We start from the raw sequence: 18,443 nt of genomic DNA, 5'->3' as shown, positions 1-18,443 counted from the left end.
CGGCTCAGCCCGAGGCATCGGCGTCCTCGGGCGCCGTGACCACCGAGAGCGCGGCGATGGTCCGGGCGTGCAGGTCGCGCACCCGCGGCAGTGTCTGGCGCACGGCATCGGCATCGCCGCATTGGGCATCGGCCTCCATTTCGCTGAACAGGGCGTGCACCGGCGTCAGCCCCAGAACGCCCGCCGCGCCCTTCAGTGCATGGGCCTCCTCGGCGGCGGCATCGGTGTCGCCGGCATCCAGCGCCGCCTCCAGCGCGTCCAGCCGGGGCGGGGTGGTGTCGCGGAACAGCTCCACCAGCCCGCGGACGGCCGTCGGCCCCAGTTCGTTCCACTGCCGCACCACCAGCGAGCCCGGCGGCACGAGCGTCGGATCGGGGCCGGGGACGGGGGCGCCGCCGGAGGAGGCGGACGCCGGCGCCGCGGCGTCGGGTTCGACGTCGGCCGCGCCCACCGGCGGCAGGGCGGCGCCGGCGGCGGCGGCCCGCTCGCGCAAAAGGTCGGTGATGACGCGCTTGAGCAGGTCCAGCTTGAAGGGCTTGCCGAGGACGGCATCGGCCCCCGCCTCGCGGGCGGCGCGCTGGCTGGCGTCGGTGACGTCGGCCGACAGTACGACGATGGGCACGCCGGCGCGCTCCGGCTCGGGCAGGGCGCGGATGCGGCGGATGGCCTCGGTGCCGTCGATGCCCGGCATGTGCAGGTCCATCAGCACCACGTCGTGCGATCCCTCCGCCGCCGCCGCGACGCCGTCCAGGCCGCTGTCCACCGCCTTGACCTTATGGCCGTCGCGGCGCAGAAGCTCGGCCGCCAGCATCCGGTTGACCTTCTCGTCCTCCACCAGCAGCACCCGCAGGGCCGTGCCGTCCGCATCGGCCGGACGCCAGGCCGGGGCGGCGCCCGGGCGTTCCGGCGCGCGCGAGGCGGCGGCGTCCTCGGCGTCGGTCAGGTCGAGGTTGAACCAGAAGGTGGAGCCTTCGCCGGGCGTGGTTTCGAAACCGATGCGCCCGCCCATGGCCTCCACCAGGCCCTTGCAAATGGCAAGGCCGAGGCCGGCCCCGCCGTGGGCGCGGGAGCGCGAGGCGTCGCCGACGGCGAACTGCTCGAACAGCTTTTCCCTAGTTGCCGCGGGGATGCCCGGGCCGCTGTCGTCGACGGCGAACTGCACCCGCAGGCCGCCTTCCGGGGCCGCGCCGACCGGCCGCAACCGCAGCCGGATGCCGCCGCGCCCGGTGACCTTCACCGCGTTGGACAACAGGTGGAACAGCACCTGCTTGATGCGCGCGGCATCGCCGACCAGCCGCTCCGGCAGGCCCTCGGACATGGCCACGTCCAGCGTCACCCCCTTGGCGATGGCCGACGGCCGCATCAGTTCGGCCACGCCGTCCAGCAGCGCGCGGGGATCGAAGGCTTCGGCGGCGACGGTGACCGAGCCCGATTCGATGCGGCTCAGGTCCATCACGTCGTCCACCAGCCGTACCAGGCTGTCGCCCGACCGCTGGATCGTGTCGACATAGCCGGCCTGCGTCTTGGACAGGCGCGTGCCGCCCAGCAGCTGCACCATGCCCAGGATGCCGTTCATGGGCGTGCGAATCTCGTGGCTCATCACCGCCAGGAAGTCCGACTTGGCGCGCGCCACGGCCTCGGCCTGGGCCTTGGCGCTGGCGAGCATCTCCTGCGCGCGGTGGCGGCTGGTGATGTCGGTGGCGGTGCACATGGCGGCATCCTCGCCCTCGTACTCCACCGCGACGCCGGCGACCACCGCCCACCGCGCAGACCCGTCGGCGGCGTTGCGTATCCGGACCTCGTGGTTGTCCAGGCGGCGGTGGCGGCGCAGGATGCCGATGGCCCGGTCGAAGTCCTCGGGGTCGTGGAAGAAGCCCACCGATCCCAAACCGACCGCCTGCTCCGGCGACACGTCCAGCAGGGCGGCGGCCTCGGGATTGATGTGCAGGATGCGACCGTCCGACAGGCGCCCGACCATCATGGGCAGCGGCACCGCCTCCACCAGCCGGCGCAGGCCGTCCATTCCGGCCTTGAGCGCATCGGCGGCGCGCTTGCGGTCGTCGATGTCGATGAAGCCCGACAGCACCGCCGGGCGGCCCTGGTACGACACCATGGCCGCCGACAACTCCACCCACAGCCGCCGGCCGTCGCGGGTGCGCAGCTCCACGTCCATTCCGGGCACGCGGCCATCGCGGCGCAGGGTGTCCAGCAGACGGTGGCGGTCTTCGGGATCGACATAGAAATCCCGCGCCTCCACCCGCGGCAGTTCTTCCTCAGCCACGCCGAACAGGGCCAGCGCCCGACGGTTGGCGGCCAGCGGCCGGCCGTCCTCGGAAACCACCGTCATGGGCACCGGCGCGGCGTCGAAGATGCGGCGCAGGGTTTCCTCGCTGTCGCGGACGGCGGCCTCGGCGCGGATGTAGTCGGTGATGTCCTGGTCGATGCCGAACAGGCGGGTGACCCGTCCGTCGGGCCCGAACTCGCGGTAGCCCTTGGAGAACACGTGCCGGACCGAGCCGTCGTCGCGGATGATGCGGAAGACGCGCTCGCGCTCCTTCCAGCTCTGGTCCTGGGCATCGGACAGGACGTCGGGCAGGTCGTCGGGATGGACCCGCGACAGGAAGGTGTCCAGCCCGCGCGTCACGCCGGGCTCCGCCGGGTCCAGGCCGAAGATGCGCTCCAGCTCGCGCGACCACTGGGCCTCGTCGGTGGCGGGATAGAAATCGTAGCAGCCGATGTGGGCCAGATGCTCGATCTCGCGCAGCAGCCGGGTGTTGCGCTCCATCTCGCGGGACTGGCGGCGCAGGGCGTCGTCGGCGGCGCGGCGGGCGCTGCCGTCGCGCAGAGACAGGACCGCGCCGCCCCCGCCGTCCGCCGCGGCCATCAGTTCCAGGACGAGCGTCCGCCCGTCCGCCGTGAGCCCCCGCACCTCGCGCACGCCGTTGCGCGCGGTGCCAAGGCCCGCCGCCGGAGTGCCGTCGGCAGCCTCGGGCAGCAGGTGGGCGAGCGGGGTTCCGGGGGGCAGGCTGCGGCCGAACAGGGCCTCGGCGGTGGCATTGGCGGCCGTGAGGCGGCCATCGGCATCGATAGCCATCACCGCATCGGGCTGGCCGTCCAGCAGCCGCCGCTGCCGCCGGGCGAGGCGGGCCGTGGCGATCGCCGCGACGGCCAGGAGCCCGCCGCCGGCCCCGGCCAGCGCACCCGCGCCCGTCGCCTGCGGCGTCCAGTCCAGCGGCGCCATGGCCAACGCGGCGCCGCCGGCGGCCAGCAGGGCCGTGGCAGCCGCCGTCAGGGCGTCGGGAAGGCGGGTCATGATGGCAGGGTCCTCGAAAGACGGGCAGCGCTACGATCGGAGGACGATGATACCACGCGCGGCACTTCCACCACTAGGCGACCGCCGCCGGCGGTGCGGCGCGGCCGGGCGGGGCTTCTTCCGCCAGTCCGCCGGGAAGCCTGGCCAGGGCGCGCTCCAGCGTATCGACGATGCCGCCGTCCTCGCGGCGCAGGCGGGTGACCGCGATGTCGATGCGCGGCACCACCGTCTGGTCGCGCCATGGCACCCCCGTCAGGTCGATGTGATGGATCAGCCGGCGCCCCGCCACGGCGGCGTCCAGGGGCTCGGTTTCCGGCAGCAGCACGGCGAAGACGTCGGGGGACACGCGCGCCACGGTGTCGATCATGCGCAGCGATTCCCGCGCCTGGGCCGCCACGGCCCGGCGCACGGCGGCGGCGGCGCCGGCGCCGTGGCGGGCGTCCAGGGCGTCGGCATCGCTCAGGCGGATCGCAAGCACCGTGAGCTGATGGCCGAAGCGCCGGCAGCGGGCCATCTCGGCGGCGCCCGCGTCCTCGAAGCGGCGGCGGTTGTCGACGCCGGTTTCCAGGTCGACCGTGGCGGTGCGGCGCAGGGCGGTCTCCACCCGGCGGCGTTCCTCGGCCCGGGCCGTCAGCAGCCGGGCCAGCACCCCCGCCGTCACCACCAGGGCGAAGGCAAGGGCGCGGACGATCCACAGCACGGCGCCTCCGCCCGACCACCCGGCTGCGGGCACGGCGGCCAGCTGCCACGTGCCCTGACCGGCCAGCGAGACGTCCAGCAGTACCGGATCGCTGCGGAAGACCGCCGCGTCGCCGAAGAACAGGTCGCCCGCCGCACCCGTGGCATCCCGGCCGCGCAGGGCGACGCGCAGCGGCAGCTCGGGGTCGAGCAGGCCGGCATCGCGCCACAGCCCGCGGGAATCCATGGCCATGGTCACCAGCCCGACGAAGGGCCCGCTGGCCGGCGGGCCGTCCGACGGGGACAGGAACACGGGCATGCGTCCGATCAGCCCTTCGCCGCCCTGGATGAGGGGGACGGGGCCGGCGACCACCACGTCGCGGGCGTTGATGGCGCGCAGCACCGCGTCTCGCTGTTCCGGCAGCGCGGCGACGTCGACGCCGATGGTGGCGGCATTGGGCCCCTTGGGATAGGCGTAGGTCAGCGTGGTGCCGCGCGCGAAGGCCAGGTTGCGAATCTGGGGGCCGTCGGTGATCAGGGCGCGGGCGAGGCGGGTGAATTCGGCCTCGCTGGTTTCGGGATAGTGGGACATGTGCGCCGTCAGGCCGCGCAGCAGCAGGACGTTGCGGTTGACGACCTGCTCCAGCCGCGCGCGCAGCGTTGCCGTGCGATCCAGCACGGCGGCGTGCTCCGCGGCCTCGGTGGAGGCCGCGACCAGCCGCTCCACGCCCAGAAGCGCAAGCGCCGTCAGCGCCATGGCCAGAACGGCGGCCACCCATGGGCGCCGGCGCTGCGGCCCGCGGGCCGGCCCGGCGCTGTTCACGCTGTCCATGGCGAGCGGCCCCCCAAATGCCGTGCTGCACCCGTGACTTCAACCTTCATGCTACCCGGGACCGAAGGGATCGGCAACGGGCGGAAGGGGATAGCCCCGATGCGACGAGGGTCTGAGACGAAGGGCTCTACAACACCGTCGCCGCCCGTGCCGCCTGGCCGTAGAGGCCGGACAGGGCGCGGAGCTTGCCGGCGAGGTCGCCGATGTCCTTGGGGTCCAGACCCATGCTTTCGAAGGTGGTCACCAGGCAGTCCTCGCGCACGTGGCGGTAGCCGCTGCACACCCAGGCGCCGCGGCCCGTGGTGGTGAACCACACCTCCTTGCCGCGCTTGGTGCGCTCCACCAGCTCCAACTTCTCCAGCTTTTTCAAGGAATAGCTGACGGTATGGGTGTCTTCCACGTTCAGGGTGAAGCAGATGTCGGCCAGGCGCTTTTCCCGCTTTTTATGATTGCAGGTGTGCAGCACCAGAACGTCCAGCGCGTTCACGTCCTCCAGCCCCACGGCCTGCATGCAGCGGACCATCCAGCGGGAAAAGGCATGGAAGCTGACGATCAGGCCGAACTCGAACTCCGACAGTTCCGCCGCCCGCTCGCTGACCAGATGCTCCGACGAGACGATGCGGCGCGGCTTGGGCGGGGCGGTCGGGTCGTCGGGACCGGCCGTCGCGGCGTCGTCCTTGTGCTGGTTGCTCATGGTCTCTCCCCTTGCTGTCTGGCGGCTGTGGTCAGCTGTCGATGACGACGGTGCGGCCGCGCGGCGTGCGGATGTCCGCGGCCAGCCCCGGCGCCTCGTCGGGCGTGGCGACCACGGCGGCGGGGCCGGCGACGAACTCCAGCCGCATGAGGCCGTCGCGGATGCGCTCGGGCGCGGTGTGGCGGAGCGTCAGGCGTTCCAGCCGGCAGCCGCTTTCCGGCAGGCCGTCGGCCGGGTGACGGTCTTGCGGCCACTGGATCAGCAGCGGCAGCGCCCCGCCCGCCGGCGGTGCGCCATCCGGCCGCACAGTGATGCGCCACTCCAGGTCGCCCCGGCTCATGGGCTGGACTTCGCCCAGGCCTTCCGGCCCCTGGGCGAGGGTGGCGCCGATGTCGTTGGTGCGCGCGATCCAGGCCAGCAGGCGCGGACGCTCCGCCAGACGCGCTTGCACCGCCGGATCATCCAGGCCGAACCAGCGGGGGCGGTCGGGCGCCGGGGCGTCCGGGTCGATGGCGATGACCTCCAGGTACAGGCGCTGGCCCAGCTTGAGCAGCCGGTTGTGGGTGCCCATGCGGGGATGGGCGCCGCCGCCGGACAGCGGCACGCCCAGGCGGTCCTCCAGCCAGGCCACGCCGTCGTCCAGAGAGGCGGCGCCGATGGCGATGTGGTCCAGGCGCAGCGTCATGACCTCAGCCCTTCGACGAACCGAAGCCGCCGCCGCCGGGCGTTTCCACCACGATGACGTCGCCGGGGTGCATCTGCGTCTGGTCGGTGGAGCCCAGTTCCTCCGTCGTGCCGTCGCGGCGCTCCACGGTCGTGCGGCCGACGGCGCCGGGATCGCCGCCCTCCATGCCGTAGGGGGCGATGCGGCGGTGGTTTGACAGGATCGCGGCCGTCATGCCCTCCAGGAAGCGCAGCCGGCGCACGGTGCCGTCGCCGCCCTTATGCTTGCCCGCACCGCCCGAGCCCCGGCGGATGGCGAAGCTTTCCAGCAGGACGGGAAAGCGCCACTCCAGCACCTCCGGGTCGGTCAGGCGGCTGTTGGTCATGTGGGTGTGCACCGCCGAGCAGCCGTCGTAGTCGGGTCCGGCACCGGCGCCGCCGCAGATGGTTTCATAGTACTGGTAGGTCTCATTGCCGAAGGTCAGGTTGTTCATGGTGCCCTGGCTGGCGCCCATGACCCGCAGCGCGCCGTAGAGGGTGTCGACCACCACCTGGCTGGTCTCCACGTTGCCCGCGACCACGGCGGCCGGGTAGACGGGGTTGAGCATGGAGCCTTCGGGGATGATCAGCTCGATGGGCTTCAGGCACCCCTCGTTCATGGGGATGTCGTCGTCGACAAGCGTGCGGAAGACGTACAGCACGGCGGCCCGGCACACGGCCGAAGGGGCGTTGAAGTTGTTGGGGCGCTGGTCGCTCGTGCCCGTGAAGTCCACCGTGGCGCAACGCTTTTCCGTGTCGACGGAGATGCCGACCTTGATGACCGAGCCGTCGTCCATCTCGTAGGAGAAATCGCCGCTTTTGAGGTTGCCGATGACGCGGCGCACGCTTTCCTCGGCGTTGTCCTGGACGTGGCCCATGTAGGCCTTCACTACGTCCAGCCCGAAGTGCTCCACCATCTTGCGCAACTCGCGCACGCCCTTCTCGTTGGCGGCCACCTGGGCGCGCAGGTCGGCAACGTTCTGGTGCGGGTTGCGGGCGGGATATTTGCCCGACGAGAGAACCTTGACGATCTCGTCTTCCAGGAAGCGTCCGTCCTCCACCAGTTTCAGGTTGTCGAGCAGCACGCCTTCCTCGTCCACGGTGGTGGAGTCCGGCGGCATGGAGCCCGGCGTGATGCCGCCGATGTCGGCCTGATGGCCTCGGCTGGCGACGTAGAACAGGATTTCCGCACCCGCCTCGTCGAACACCGGGGTGATGACGGTGACGTCGGGCAGGTGGGTGCCGCCGTTGTAGGGCGCGTTCAGCACGTAGACGTCGCCGGGCTTCAACTCGGCCCCGTTCTCGCGGATGACCGTGCGCACGCTCTCGCCCATGGAGCCCAGGTGGACGGGCATGTGGGGCGCGTTGGCGACCAGATTGCCGCCAGCGTCGAAGATGGCGCAGGAGAAGTCCAGCCGCTCCTTGATGTTCACGCTGTACGCGGTGTTGGCGAGCGTGGCGCCCATCTGCTCGGCGATGGACATGAACAGGTTGTTGAAAATCTCCAGCATCACCGGGTCGGCGGTGGTGCCGATGGAGACGCGCGCCGGCCGGGACTCCACGCGGGTCAGGACCAGGTGGTTGCGCGTGTTCAGCTCCGCCGCCCAGCCGGGTTCCAGGACCGTGGTGGCGGTGGATTCGATGACGATGGCCGGGCCCTTCACCGTGTCGCCAGGGAACAGGCGCTCGCGGTCGTAGACGGGCGCGTCATGCCACTCGCCGCCGGAGTAGAGGCGCACCGTCTCCGCCGGTTCGGGCGTCTCGGGGGCGTCGGCGGGGCGCTCGATGACCGGGTCCTCGGCCTGCTCCGTGGCGCCGACGGCCTCCACGCTGCACGCCTCGACGATGAAGCCGCGGCCCTGGATGACGAAGCCGAACTGCTGGCGGTGGGTCTCCTCGAAGGCCGCGATCAGGCCGGCCTTGTCGGCGGCCTCCACGACGATGGGCGTGTCCGTGCCCTCGTAGCGCAGGTGGACGCGGCGGATGCCGGAAATCTGGCTGTCCTTGACGCCTTGGGCGTGAAGCTCCTTGCGGGCCTCGGCCTCCAGTTCGTCGTGGGCGGAGGCAATGTCCGCCATGGCGGCGTCGGACAGTTTCACCTCCAGGGATCGCTCGCGCATGGCCCGCAGGTCCGCCAGCCCCATGCCGTAGGCCGACAGGACGCCGGCGTAGGGGTGGATGAAGACCGAGTTCATGCCGAGCGTATCGGCCACAAGACAGGCGTGCTGCCCGCCGGCGCCGCCGAAGCAGGCCAGCGTGTACTCGCTGACGTCGTAGCCGCGCTGGACGGAGATTTTCTTGATGGCGTTCGCCATGTTCTCGACCGCGATCTTCAGGAAGCCCTCCGCGACCTCCTCGGGCGTGCGGTCCTGGCCGAGCTTCTCCTTGATCTCGGCGGCCAGGGCGGTGAACTTCTCGCGCACCACGGCGGCGTCCAGCGGCTCGTCGGCGTTCGGGCCGAAGACCTTGGGGAAGAAGGCGGGCTGGATCTTGCCCAGCATGACGTTGCAATCCGTCACCGCCAGCGGGCCGCCCCGGCGATAACACGCGGGGCCGGGGTTCGCGCCCGCGCTGTCCGGCCCGACGCGGAAGCGGCTGCCGTCGAAGAACAGCACCGAGCCGCCGCCGGCGGCGACCGTGTGAATGCTCATCATCGGCGCGCGGATGCGGGCGCCGGCCACCACCGACTCGAAGCTGCGCTCATAGGCGCCGTCGTAGTGGGAGACGTCGGTCGACGTGCCGCCCATGTCGAATCCGATGATCCGCTCGAACCCGCCCATGGCGCAGGTGCGCACCATGCCGACCACGCCGCCGGCGGGGCCCGAGAGGATCGCGTCCTTGCCCTGGAACAGGCGGGCGTCGGTCAGCCCGCCGTTGGACTGCATGAACATCAGCCGCGTGTCGCCCAGATCACCCGCCACCTGATCCACATAGCGGCGCAGGATGGGCGACAGGTAGGCGTCCACCACGGTCGTGTCGCCGCGCCCGACCAGCTTCATCAGCGGGCTCGCCTCGTGGCTGACGGAGACCTGCGTGAAGCCGATGCGGCGCGCCAGGTCGGCCACCTGCTTTTCATGGCTGGTGTAGCGGTAGCCGTGCATGAACACGATGGCGCAGGCGCGGATGCCGCTGTCGTATGCGGCCTGCATGGAGGCCTCCGCCTGCTCCAGGTCGAGCGGCGTTTCCACGGTGCCGTCAGCGCGCACCCGCTCGTCGATCTCGGCCACCTGCTCGAACAGCATGTCGGGCAGGATGATGTTGCGGTCGAACAGGCGGGGGCGGGCCTGGTAGCCGATTCGCAGGGCATCGGCGAAGCCCTTGGTGGTGACCAGAAGCGTGCGGTCGCCCTTGCGCTCCAGCAGCGCGTTGGTGGCCACCGTGGTGCCCATCTTCACCGCTTCCACGTCGTCGGCGGGGATGGAGTCGGTCTTGCCCACGCCCAGCAGGTCGCGGATGCCCTTCAGGGCGGCGTCCTTGTACTGCTCGGGGTTCTCCGACAGCACCTTGTGGGTCATCACCGTGCCGTCCGGCGCGCGGGCGACGATGTCGGTGAAGGTGCCGCCACGATCGATCCAGAACTGCCAGGACCCCGTGGCTTTCTGCGCGGGTGCGGCGGTGGACGGAGAGGGGCCGGACGCGGCGGACATGGGCGGTTGCTCCTGCTCTTTGGCGGCAAAATATCTACAAGATCGTCAGAAAACGTGGACATTTTGTCAACGTTTTCTCAGAATGGCCTCGGCACGAAAGAGTCGAAGCGGCAGCCCGGCGCGGTCGCAACAAGCGAACGGGCATCGCCGCTGCATCGCCCATGGCGGCTGAAATGTTTCGACCCTGTATCGTCATCAGAACGGGAGGCAGAAAAAATGTGGAGTGCTTTCACCACCAAGGCGAAGACCCTGACGGCGGCCGTCGCCGTGACCGCCGCCCTGGGGGCTGCGCCGGCGCTGGCCGCCAGCTGGGACATGCCGACGCCCTACCCGGACAACAACTTCCACACCATGAACATCCAGCAGTTCGCCGATGACGTGGCCGAGGCCACCGGCGGCGACCTGACCATCAACGTTCATCCGGCCGGCTCGCTCATCAAGCACCCGGAGATCAAGTCCAGCGTGCGCTCGGGCATCGTGCCCATCGGCGAGTTCCTGCTGTCCTCGGCGTCCAACGACAGCCCGCTGTACGGCGTCGACAGTGTGCCGTTCCTGGCCACCGACTACGAGCAGTCCAGGAAACTGTGGGAGGCCAGCAGGCCCGAGATCGAGGCCCTGCTGAAGGAACAGGGCATGATGCCGCTGTTCAGCGTGCCGTGGCCGCCGCAGGGCATCTACACCAAGGAGCCCATCGACGAGATGTCGGACCTGACCGGCATGAAGTTCCGCGCCTACAACCCGGCGACCGAGCGCATCGCCGTTCTGGCCGGCGCGGTGCCCACCCAGGTGGAGGTGCCGGACCTGCCGCAGGCCTTCGCCACGGGCCGCGTGGACGCCATGATCACCTCGCCGTCGACGGGGGCGAACTCCAAGGCGTGGGACTACGTCAACCACTACTACGACACCAAGGCCTGGCTGCCGAAGAACATCGTTGTGGTCAGCGAAAAGGCCTTCCGCCGCCTGGACGAGTCCACCCAGCAGGCCCTCATGCAGGCCGCCGCCGCCGCCGAGGAGCGCGGCTGGGAGATGAGCCAGAAGGAAACCGCCGAAAAGACCAAGATGCTGTCCGACAACGGCATGACGGTCGAGGACCCGAGCCAGGACCTGCTGGCTGGCTTCGGCGACATCGGTGCCACCATGGCCGACGAATGGGCCGCCAGCGCCGGCGAGCCGGGCAAGAAGGTGCTGGAAGCCTACCGCTCCAGCCTGTAAGGCCCGTTGAGCACCCCGGCCGTCGCGGGCGCGGCGGCCGGGTTTTCCCGAGACGACGGTTCCACGTTTCCAAGGACGCCGGCCCATGCGGAAGGCTCTCGACACCCTGTACGCCGGCAGCGGCGCGCTGGCGGCGCTGTTCCTGGTGTTCATCTGCGTCATCGTGCTGCTGCAGGTGGGCGCCAACGCCATCGGCAAGGTGGCGGAGTGGATCACCGGCACGCCGCTCGGCCTCGTGGTGCCGTCCTACGCCGACTTCACGGGCTATTTCCTGGCCGCCAGCAGTTTCCTCGCCCTGGCCTACACCCTGCGCCACGGCGGGCACATCCGCGTCAGCCTGCTCATCCAGGGCGCCGGGCGGCGGGCGCGGTGGGTGGTGGAGCTGTGGTGCCTGAGTCTGGGTGCCATCGCCGCCGGCTACTTCGCCTGGTGGGCCATCAACCTGGTGATGGAAAGCCTGGAGTACGGCGACGTGTCCGCCGGCATGGTGCCGGTGCCGCTGTGGATACCGCAAAGCGGCATGGCGCTCGGCCTGGTGATCCTGTGCATCGCCATGGTCGACGACCTGGTCCGCACCCTGCGCGGCGGCATGCCCTCGTACGAGCACGCCAGCGCCGACCTTGCCGACTCTTTCGAAGACGCGCCGACCGACGAAATGAACGCGTCCAAGCCGCCGAGGGGATGACACCGCCATGACCGACGTTTTCCTCTCGCTGTTCCTCGTCGTCGCGCTGTTCGGCCTGCTGGGCTCGGGCGTTTGGGTGGCGCTGTCGCTGCTTGGCGTCGGCTGGTTGAGCCTGTCGCTGTTCACCGGCGCGCCGGTGGGGCAGGTGCTGGCGACCACCGGCTGGGGTTCGGCCAACTCGTGGGCGCTGGCGGCGCTGCCGCTGTTCATCTGGATGGGCGAAATCCTGTTCCGTTCCCGCCTGTCGGAGGACATGTTCGCCGGTCTCGCCCCCTGGATGGGGCGGCTGCCGGGACGCCTGCTGCACGTCAACGTGATCGGCTGCGGCATTTTCGCGGCCGTGTCGGGATCGTCGGCCGCGACGGCGGCGACCATCGGCAAGATGTCCATCCCCGAGCTTCAGAAGCGCGGCTACGACCCCATGATGACCATCGGCACGCTGGCCGGGTCGGGCACCCTGGGGCTGCTCATTCCGCCGTCGATCATCCTGATCGTCTACGGCGTCGCCACCGAGGAGAGCATCGCGCGGCTGTTCGTCGCCGGTGTCCTGCCGGGCGTGCTGCTGGTGGCCCTGTTCATGGGCTTCATCATGGTGTGGTCGCTGTTCAACCGCGGCAAGGCCCCGGTCGACGATCCCCGCCTGCCGTTCATGGAGAAGATGCGCCGCACCGCCGGGCTGCTGCCCGTGGTGGCGCTCATCGCCGGCGTGATCGGCTCCATCTACGCCGGCATCGCATCCCCCACCGACGCCGCCGCCGTGGGCGTGGCGCTGGCGCTGGTGATCGCCTGGGCCTCGGGCTCGCTGTCGTGGGAAAGCTTCAAGGACGGCCTCATGGGGGCGACGCGCACAAGCTGCATGATCGCCTTCATCCTGGCCGGCGCGCATTTCCTGACCGTGGCCATGGGCTTCACCGGCATCCCGCGCGACCTGGCGGGATGGATCGCCGGCCTGGGCCTGTCCAAGTACGAGTTGCTGGCCGCGCTGACGGTGTTCTTCGTCGTGCTGGGCTGCTTCCTGGACGGCATTTCCGTGGTGGTGCTGACGACCGCCGTGGTCATGCCCATGGTGGAGCAGGCGGGCATCGACCGCATCTGGTTCGGCATCTACCTGGTGCTGGTGGTGGAAATGAGCCAGATCACCCCGCCCGTCGGTTTCAACCTGTTCGTCCTGCAGGGCCTGACCGGCAAGAACATCCTGTATGTCGCCAAGGCGGCCCTGCCGTTCTTCCTCATGCTGGGCGTGGCGGTGGTGCTGATCACGCTGATCCCGGAAATCGCGACGTACCTGCCGGGGGCGATGCTGGGGTGAGAGCGTGCTGGCTGAGCCGTGCACGGGGGGCGGCCGCCCCCCGATCCCCCCGCTCGGGAAACACGGGTTCCCGAACCCTTCAGGTTCCTGTTCGTGTCGCGAATCGTCCGGCAGCGGATGGGGATTCCTGCTTTCGCAGGAATGGCGGTTATGTAGATGCTTGTTTAAAAAATAGAAAATCAACGTCATCCCTGCGAAAGCAGGGGGCCACCTCCGGCGTCCGCCACCGGGCTTCCAGGTCTCGGAAAACTGAAGGGTCCGGGAAGCTGCGCGTCCCGGCCGGGGTTTGGGGCGGGAGCCCCAAGCGCGCAGCGCTCGCTGTGCGGGGGCGGCAGACGGCGTTTGTGCATTCCTGCTTTCGCAGGAATGACGATCGTGGGCGCGAGGGTGGGCGGGCCTCGCGTGCCGTACTCCCATGACCGCCTTCCTCGTCCGCCATTCCCGCTGGTTCCTGTTCCTGAGCGTCTTCGCCGGGCTGATCCTGCCGGACCTGGCCCATGCGCTGCGGCCGTTGCTGCCGCCGGCGGTGGCGGTGCTGCTGATCCTGGCGATGCTGCGCATGGACTGGGCGGCGGTGCTGGGAACGTTCCGCCGGCCGGGCCGGGTGGCGCTGGTGCTGGCGTGGGTGCTGGTGGGGGCGCCGGTGGTCATGGCGGCCGCCGTTTCGGCCCTGGACCTGTCGGCGGGCCTGCGGGCGGCGTTGATCCTGATGGCGGCGTCGGCACCCATCATGTCGTCGCCGGCGCTGGCGATGCTGCTCGGGCTTGAGGGCTCGCTGGCGCTGGTCGTGGTGGTCGCGGCGACGCTGCTCACGCCCCTGTCGGCACCCTATGCGGCCGAGCTTCTGGCGCAGCTGCCGCTGGATATCGCGCCGTGGGAGCTGACGCTCAGGCTGGCCGGTCTGGTGGCGTTCAGCGTCGGCGGCGCCGTCCTGCTGCGCCACCTGCTGGGGCGGGCCCGGTTGGAGCAGCACGGGCAGGCCATCGACGCCGGGTCGGTGGTCTTCCTGGTGCTGTTCGCCATCGCCATCATGGACGGCGTGACGGCGGAGCTTCTGGCGAACCCGGTGCGGACGGTGCTGATCATCCTGGGCAGCTTCGCGGCCAACCTGGGGCTTCAGGCGGCGGGGGCGGCCCTGTTCTGGTGGATGGGCCGGCGCGCGGCGCTGACGGTGGGGTTGGTCAGCGGCAACTGCAACATGGCGCTGCTGCTGGCGGTTCTGCCCGCGGGCGTGCACCCGGACGTGCCGCTGTACTTTGCGCTGGGCCAGTTTCCCATCTACATCCTGCCGGCGGTGCTGACGCCCCTTTACCAGCGGCTGCGGGCCGCGGCTTGACCTTCCAGCCCGGGAAGGCTTCACCCATATGGTCCGTCAGACGCCACGCGCCCCCAGACACCCCGGAGACCTGCCATGCCCCCACGTTCCCCCGCCCGGCTCGTGAAGGCCGCCCTGATCGGAGCCGTTCTCGCGGGCGGTGCCGCCTATGGCGGGTGGATGCTCAGCGGCGGCAGCGGCGGTCCCCAGGCGGACCCGACCGACGCCGCGCTGGTGGCCGAGGGGCGCCAGGTTTATGCCGAGCATTGCGCCGCCTGCCACGGCCTGGCGCTGGAGGGGGAGCCGGACTGGCGCAGCCGCAATCCCGACGGCACCCTGCCGGCCCCGCCCCACGACGAGACCGGCCACACCTGGCACCATCCCGACCAGCAGCTGTTCGACATCACCAAATACGGCGTGGAGCCCTTCGCGCCCGAGGGGTACGTGAGCAACATGCCGGCTTATGAGGATGTTCTGACGGATCGGGAAATCTGGGCGTCGCTGGCCTACATCAAATCGCGCTGGCCGGAAGACGTACTCCAGAAGCAGCAGGCACGAAATCCTTGAGGTCCCGTGTGTATACGAGCGGTCTTCCGCCGATTCCTTTTTCCTGAATTTTTCTTCAACAGTGTTGGAACGATCCCGCCGCTTCCGTGTTTAGATGCCCGTACCGTGGATAGGGTCGCCCCCACGGTGCGCGCGCGGGCGTCACGCCGCCGGTCGGTTCTGGGAGGTGCCGGTGGTCCGCGCGTCACGAACAAACAACCAGGGCGTCATAAAAGGGTCCCGGTTCGTCGCTATTTTGGCGGCAATCGGCAAAGGGAAGGCCCCAAACCAAGTCTCGGGAGGACGCAACGCCGTGAGCGGGCTTTACAGGAAGGCGGGCGTGGAACCGCCGCTGCACGAATTGATGACCGACGAGGTTACCCTTGCGGTCATGCGTCGCGATCGCCTGTCGCCCGACGTGGTGTGGGCGCATGTGGAAAGGGCGCGGGCCGGCCTGCGTGACCGCGAGCTTCTGATCCAGGAGCTTCCGCCCCTGCGCAAATGCGCCTGACGTTCGACCTTGGTCCAAGAAAGGCCGGGCCGGCGCGCGATCGCCGGCCCGGTTTTCTTTTGCCGATGTGCCACGGGGTTGAGGATCAGTCTTGCTGTTGAACGTCAACGCCAAGCGGATGTACCATGCCTGCGTGCCCTGGCCGAAGGGGGTAGGGCCTTATCCGTCCTTGTGAGTGTCGACCGATGACCGAAACCTGGATGTTCATTGCGGGCATTGCGCTGATCCTGGTGCTGCTGCCCGCCGCCCTCATGGGCGCGCGCGAAAACCGCCGCCAGGCCCGCCAGAGCCGCCTGGACCAGGCGTACTCCCGCGCGCAGCGCGTGCGCTATGCCGGCACCGGAGAGCAGGGCCGGCCCTATTCGGTCTATACGGACCGGGTGAACCAGCTCTGATCCGCGCCCGAGGGCGCGGTGCCCGTGCCGCCGGGCCCGCCCCTTTGCCGCACGCTGGGCGCAATTTTCGCTAAAACCGGCGTTCCCCGAGTCGCTCGACGTCTAGTAGTGTGCGTCGCCGGAAACCTTGCCGCGGAACACCCAGTAGGACCACGCGGTATAGCCGATGGTCACCGGCACCAGGACGCCCAGCCCCACCAGCACGAACTTCTGCGCCGAGGGCGCGGCGGCGGCCGTGTAGATGCTGATGTCGGGCGGAATCACGTAGGGCCACAGCGTCAGCGCCAGCCCGGCGTAGGAGCACAGGAACAGCCCCATCGTCGCCAGGAAGGGCACCGACTCCCAGCTTTTCAGGAACAGCGGCCCGGGGCGGACGGGCGAGCGCCGGGCATGGATGCGCCGCTGCGCGTACCACAGGATACCCAGGCACAGAAGGCCCAGCAGGGGCCACGGCGCCACGAACAGGCTGCCGGGCCAGGAGAACCAGCGCGCCGTGATCCACGGGTGCAGGAACGGGGTCCAGACGCTGACCGCCACGGCGATCGTCAGCACGCCAAGCGCCAGCGGGCGCAGCAGGCTCCAGGCCCAGTCGTGGGTGACGCCTTCGGTCTTCATCAGCGTCCAGCCGGCGCCCAGCAGGGCGTAGCCGAGCACCAGCCCGACGCCGCAGAGCAGCGGGAAGGGCGCGGCCCAGGCCATGCCGTCGCCGGCGTACTGGCCGTTTTCCACCGGCACGCCGGCGATGAAGGTGCCCAGAACCACGCCCTGTGCAAACGTCGCGGCCAGCGATCCGCCGAAGAAGCCGGCCGACCACCAGCCCTTCGACGGCCCGCCCTGGGCGCGGAACTCGAAGCACACGCCCCGGAAGATGAGGCCGATCAGCATGACCATCAGCGGCACGTAGAAGGCGGCCAGCAGCACCGCATAGGCGATGGGAAAGGCCGCCAGCAGGGCCGTGCCGCCCAGCACCAGCCAAGTCTCGTTGCCGTCCCACACGGGTGCGACGCTGTCCATCATCAGGTCGCGGGAGTGTTCCGCCGGGGCGAACGGATACAGGATGCCGATGCCCAGGTCGAAGCCGTCCAGAAGCACGTACATGAACACGCCGATGGCGAGGATGCCGGCGGCGATGAGGGTGAGGTCCAGGCTGAGCGCGTCGGTCATTGCGCGGTGCTCCCCGTGGTGCCGGTGGCGTTGCGCGGGCGGGCGGAGGTCACCCCCTGGCCGGCGGCCTGGGGCACGCCCGGGCCGCTGACGAGCTGTCTTGGCGGCGGGCTGATCTCGGTCGGCGGGCCCTTGATGACCAGCTTGCGGATGAACCAGATGCCGACCGGGAAGATGATGGCGTAGGCCAGGATGAACAGCGTGAAGCTGTAGGCCACGTCGCCGCCGGTCAGGCTGGGCGTCACCCCGTCGGCGGTGCGCATCAGGTCCTGGACCACCCAGGGCTGGCGGCCGTGTTCGGTGGTCACCCAGCCGGCCAGGATGGCGATGAAGCCGATGGGCAGGCACCACGTCGCCGCCGTCAGGTAGGCGCGCGAGCGGTAGACCCGCCCGCCGGGCCGCATGACATTGCCGATCACCGCCATGGCGACCATCAGGAAGCCCAGGCCGACCATCAGGCGGAAGCTGTAGAAGACGTAGGGGACCGTCGGCCAGTCCTCGCGCGGGAACTGGTCCAGCCCCGCCACCGTGCCGTCCCAGCTGTGGGTGAGGATCAGGCTGCCGGCGTAGGGGATGTTGACCGCCCAGTCCATCTCGGCGTTCTCCATGTCCGGCCAGCCGAACAGGGTGAGCGGCATGGGCTCGTCCGTGTTCGTATGAAAGTGCCCCTCCATGGCCGCCAGCTTGGCGGGCTGGTGCTCCAGCGTGTTCAGCCCGTGCAGGTCGCCGATGAACACCTGAAGCGGGGCCAGGACCAGCAGCAGCCAGAGCGTCATGGACATCATGGTGCGGCTTTCCGCCACGGCCTCGGAGCGCCGGATCTTCCAGGCGGAGACCGCCAGCACGCAGAAGCCCGTCGTCAGTAGGGCGGCGGTGACCATGTGCGCCAGGCGGTAGGGGAAGCTGGGGTTGAACACCGCATCCCACCAGCTGGTCACCACGAAGGTGCCGTCGTCCAGAAGCTCGTACCCGTCGGGGGTGTGCATCCACGAATTGGCCGAGAGGATCCAGAAGCTGGACGCCAACGTCCCCAGCGCCACCATGACGGCCGCGAGGGTGAAGACCGTCGGCGGCACCTTGTTGCGGCCCAGCAGCAGCACGCCCAGGAACGTCGCCTCCAGGAAGAAGGCCGTCAGCACCTCGTATGTCAGAAGCGGCCCCAGCACGTTGCCGGTGGCGGCGGAAAAGGCGCTCCAGTTCATGCCGAACTGATAGGACATGACGATGCCCGACACGACGCCCATGCCGAACGAGACGCCGAAGATCTTGATCCAGAACCGCGACAGCCGTCCCCAGACGTCGTTCTTCGTCACCTGGTGCAGGATTTCCAGCAGCGCGATGTAGACGGAAAGCCCGATGGTGAAGGCCGGGAACAGGATGTGGAAGGACACCACGAACCCGAACTGGATGCGCGACAGCAAAAGCGGGTCTAGGTCCATG

At 69.9% G+C, this 18,443-nt stretch carries 14 protein-coding genes; 7 read left to right on the top strand and 7 right to left on the bottom strand.

Features of this window, described 5'->3' with window-relative positions; all coding sequences use genetic code 11:
- Nucleotides 1–4: 4 nt before the first annotated feature.
- The 5 genes from C882_RS06045 to C882_RS06025 form a co-directional block, all read right to left on the bottom strand.
- A complete protein-coding gene (locus tag C882_RS06045) occupies nt 5–3,313 on the bottom strand; it encodes a PAS domain S-box protein (protein WP_009539686.1) in 3,309 nt (1,102 codons plus the stop codon).
- Nucleotides 3,314–3,386: 73 nt separating this feature from the next.
- Nucleotides 3,387–4,823, bottom strand: coding sequence for a sensor domain-containing diguanylate cyclase (locus C882_RS06040; protein ID WP_043643862.1), 1,437 nt, complete (start codon nt 4,821–4,823; stop codon nt 3,387–3,389).
- A 127-nt stretch (nt 4,824–4,950) separates the two neighbouring features.
- Entirely contained in the window at nt 4,951–5,517 is a 567-nt protein-coding gene (locus C882_RS06035) for a winged helix DNA-binding protein (RefSeq protein WP_009539684.1), read from the bottom strand.
- Between the two features lie 31 nt (nt 5,518–5,548).
- Nucleotides 5,549–6,202 (bottom strand): VOC family protein, encoded by a 654-nt coding sequence (locus C882_RS06030; protein WP_009539683.1) that lies wholly within the window; start codon nt 6,200–6,202, stop codon nt 5,549–5,551.
- A 4-nt stretch (nt 6,203–6,206) separates the two neighbouring features.
- Entirely contained in the window at nt 6,207–9,866 is a 3,660-nt protein-coding gene (locus C882_RS06025) for a hydantoinase B/oxoprolinase family protein (RefSeq protein ID WP_009539682.1), read from the bottom strand.
- Nucleotides 9,867–10,082: 216 nt separating this feature from the next.
- Between C882_RS06025 and dctP the strand changes: the two genes are divergently transcribed.
- The 7 genes from dctP (at nt 10,083) to C882_RS05995 (ending at nt 15,839) form a co-directional block, all read left to right on the top strand.
- Nucleotides 10,083–11,078 (top strand): TRAP transporter substrate-binding protein DctP, encoded by a 996-nt coding sequence (gene dctP / locus C882_RS06020; RefSeq protein ID WP_009539681.1) that lies wholly within the window; start codon nt 10,083–10,085, stop codon nt 11,076–11,078.
- Between the two features lie 85 nt (nt 11,079–11,163).
- Nucleotides 11,164–11,763, top strand: a complete 600-nt coding sequence (locus C882_RS06015; RefSeq protein WP_009539680.1) for a TRAP transporter small permease — start codon at nt 11,164–11,166, stop codon at nt 11,761–11,763.
- A 7-nt stretch (nt 11,764–11,770) separates the two neighbouring features.
- Nucleotides 11,771–13,072 (top strand): TRAP transporter large permease, encoded by a 1,302-nt coding sequence (locus C882_RS06010; protein WP_009539679.1) that lies wholly within the window; start codon nt 11,771–11,773, stop codon nt 13,070–13,072.
- 415 nt (nt 13,073–13,487) lie between these two features.
- Nucleotides 13,488–14,408 carry a bile acid:sodium symporter family protein gene (locus C882_RS06005; RefSeq protein ID WP_009539677.1) on the top strand — a complete coding sequence of 307 codons (921 nt, stop codon included), beginning with the start codon at nt 13,488–13,490 and terminating at the stop codon, nt 14,406–14,408.
- Nucleotides 14,409–14,483: 75 nt separating this feature from the next.
- Nucleotides 14,484–14,954, top strand: coding sequence for a c-type cytochrome (locus C882_RS06000; RefSeq protein ID WP_052000015.1), 471 nt, complete (start codon nt 14,484–14,486; stop codon nt 14,952–14,954).
- 292 nt (nt 14,955–15,246) lie between these two features.
- Complete coding sequence (locus tag C882_RS24565; protein WP_152415224.1) at nt 15,247–15,444, top strand: hypothetical protein; 198 nt, start codon at nt 15,247–15,249, stop codon at nt 15,442–15,444.
- A 185-nt stretch (nt 15,445–15,629) separates the two neighbouring features.
- Nucleotides 15,630–15,839, top strand: coding sequence for a hypothetical protein (locus C882_RS05995; RefSeq protein ID WP_009539674.1), 210 nt, complete (start codon nt 15,630–15,632; stop codon nt 15,837–15,839).
- Between the two features lie 102 nt (nt 15,840–15,941).
- Here the strand turns inward: C882_RS05995 and cydB are convergent, their stop codons facing one another.
- Both cydB and C882_RS05985 read right to left on the bottom strand, forming a co-directional pair.
- Complete coding sequence (cydB, locus tag C882_RS05990; RefSeq protein ID WP_009539673.1) at nt 15,942–17,003, bottom strand: cytochrome d ubiquinol oxidase subunit II; 1,062 nt, start codon at nt 17,001–17,003, stop codon at nt 15,942–15,944.
- Entirely contained in the window at nt 17,000–18,442 is a 1,443-nt protein-coding gene (locus tag C882_RS05985) for a cytochrome ubiquinol oxidase subunit I (RefSeq protein ID WP_009539672.1), read from the bottom strand. Before C882_RS05985 ends, cydB begins: the two co-directional genes overlap by 4 nt.
- Nucleotide 18,443 lies beyond the last annotated feature (1 nt).

This window comes from Caenispirillum salinarum AK4, from assembly GCF_000315795.1.
In the GTDB taxonomy this organism is placed as follows: Bacteria; Pseudomonadota; Alphaproteobacteria; order Rhodospirillales; family Rhodospirillaceae; genus Caenispirillum; species Caenispirillum salinarum.
Note: the sequence above shows the minus strand (reverse complement) of the source record. Positions and strands in the feature narration are given on the sequence as shown.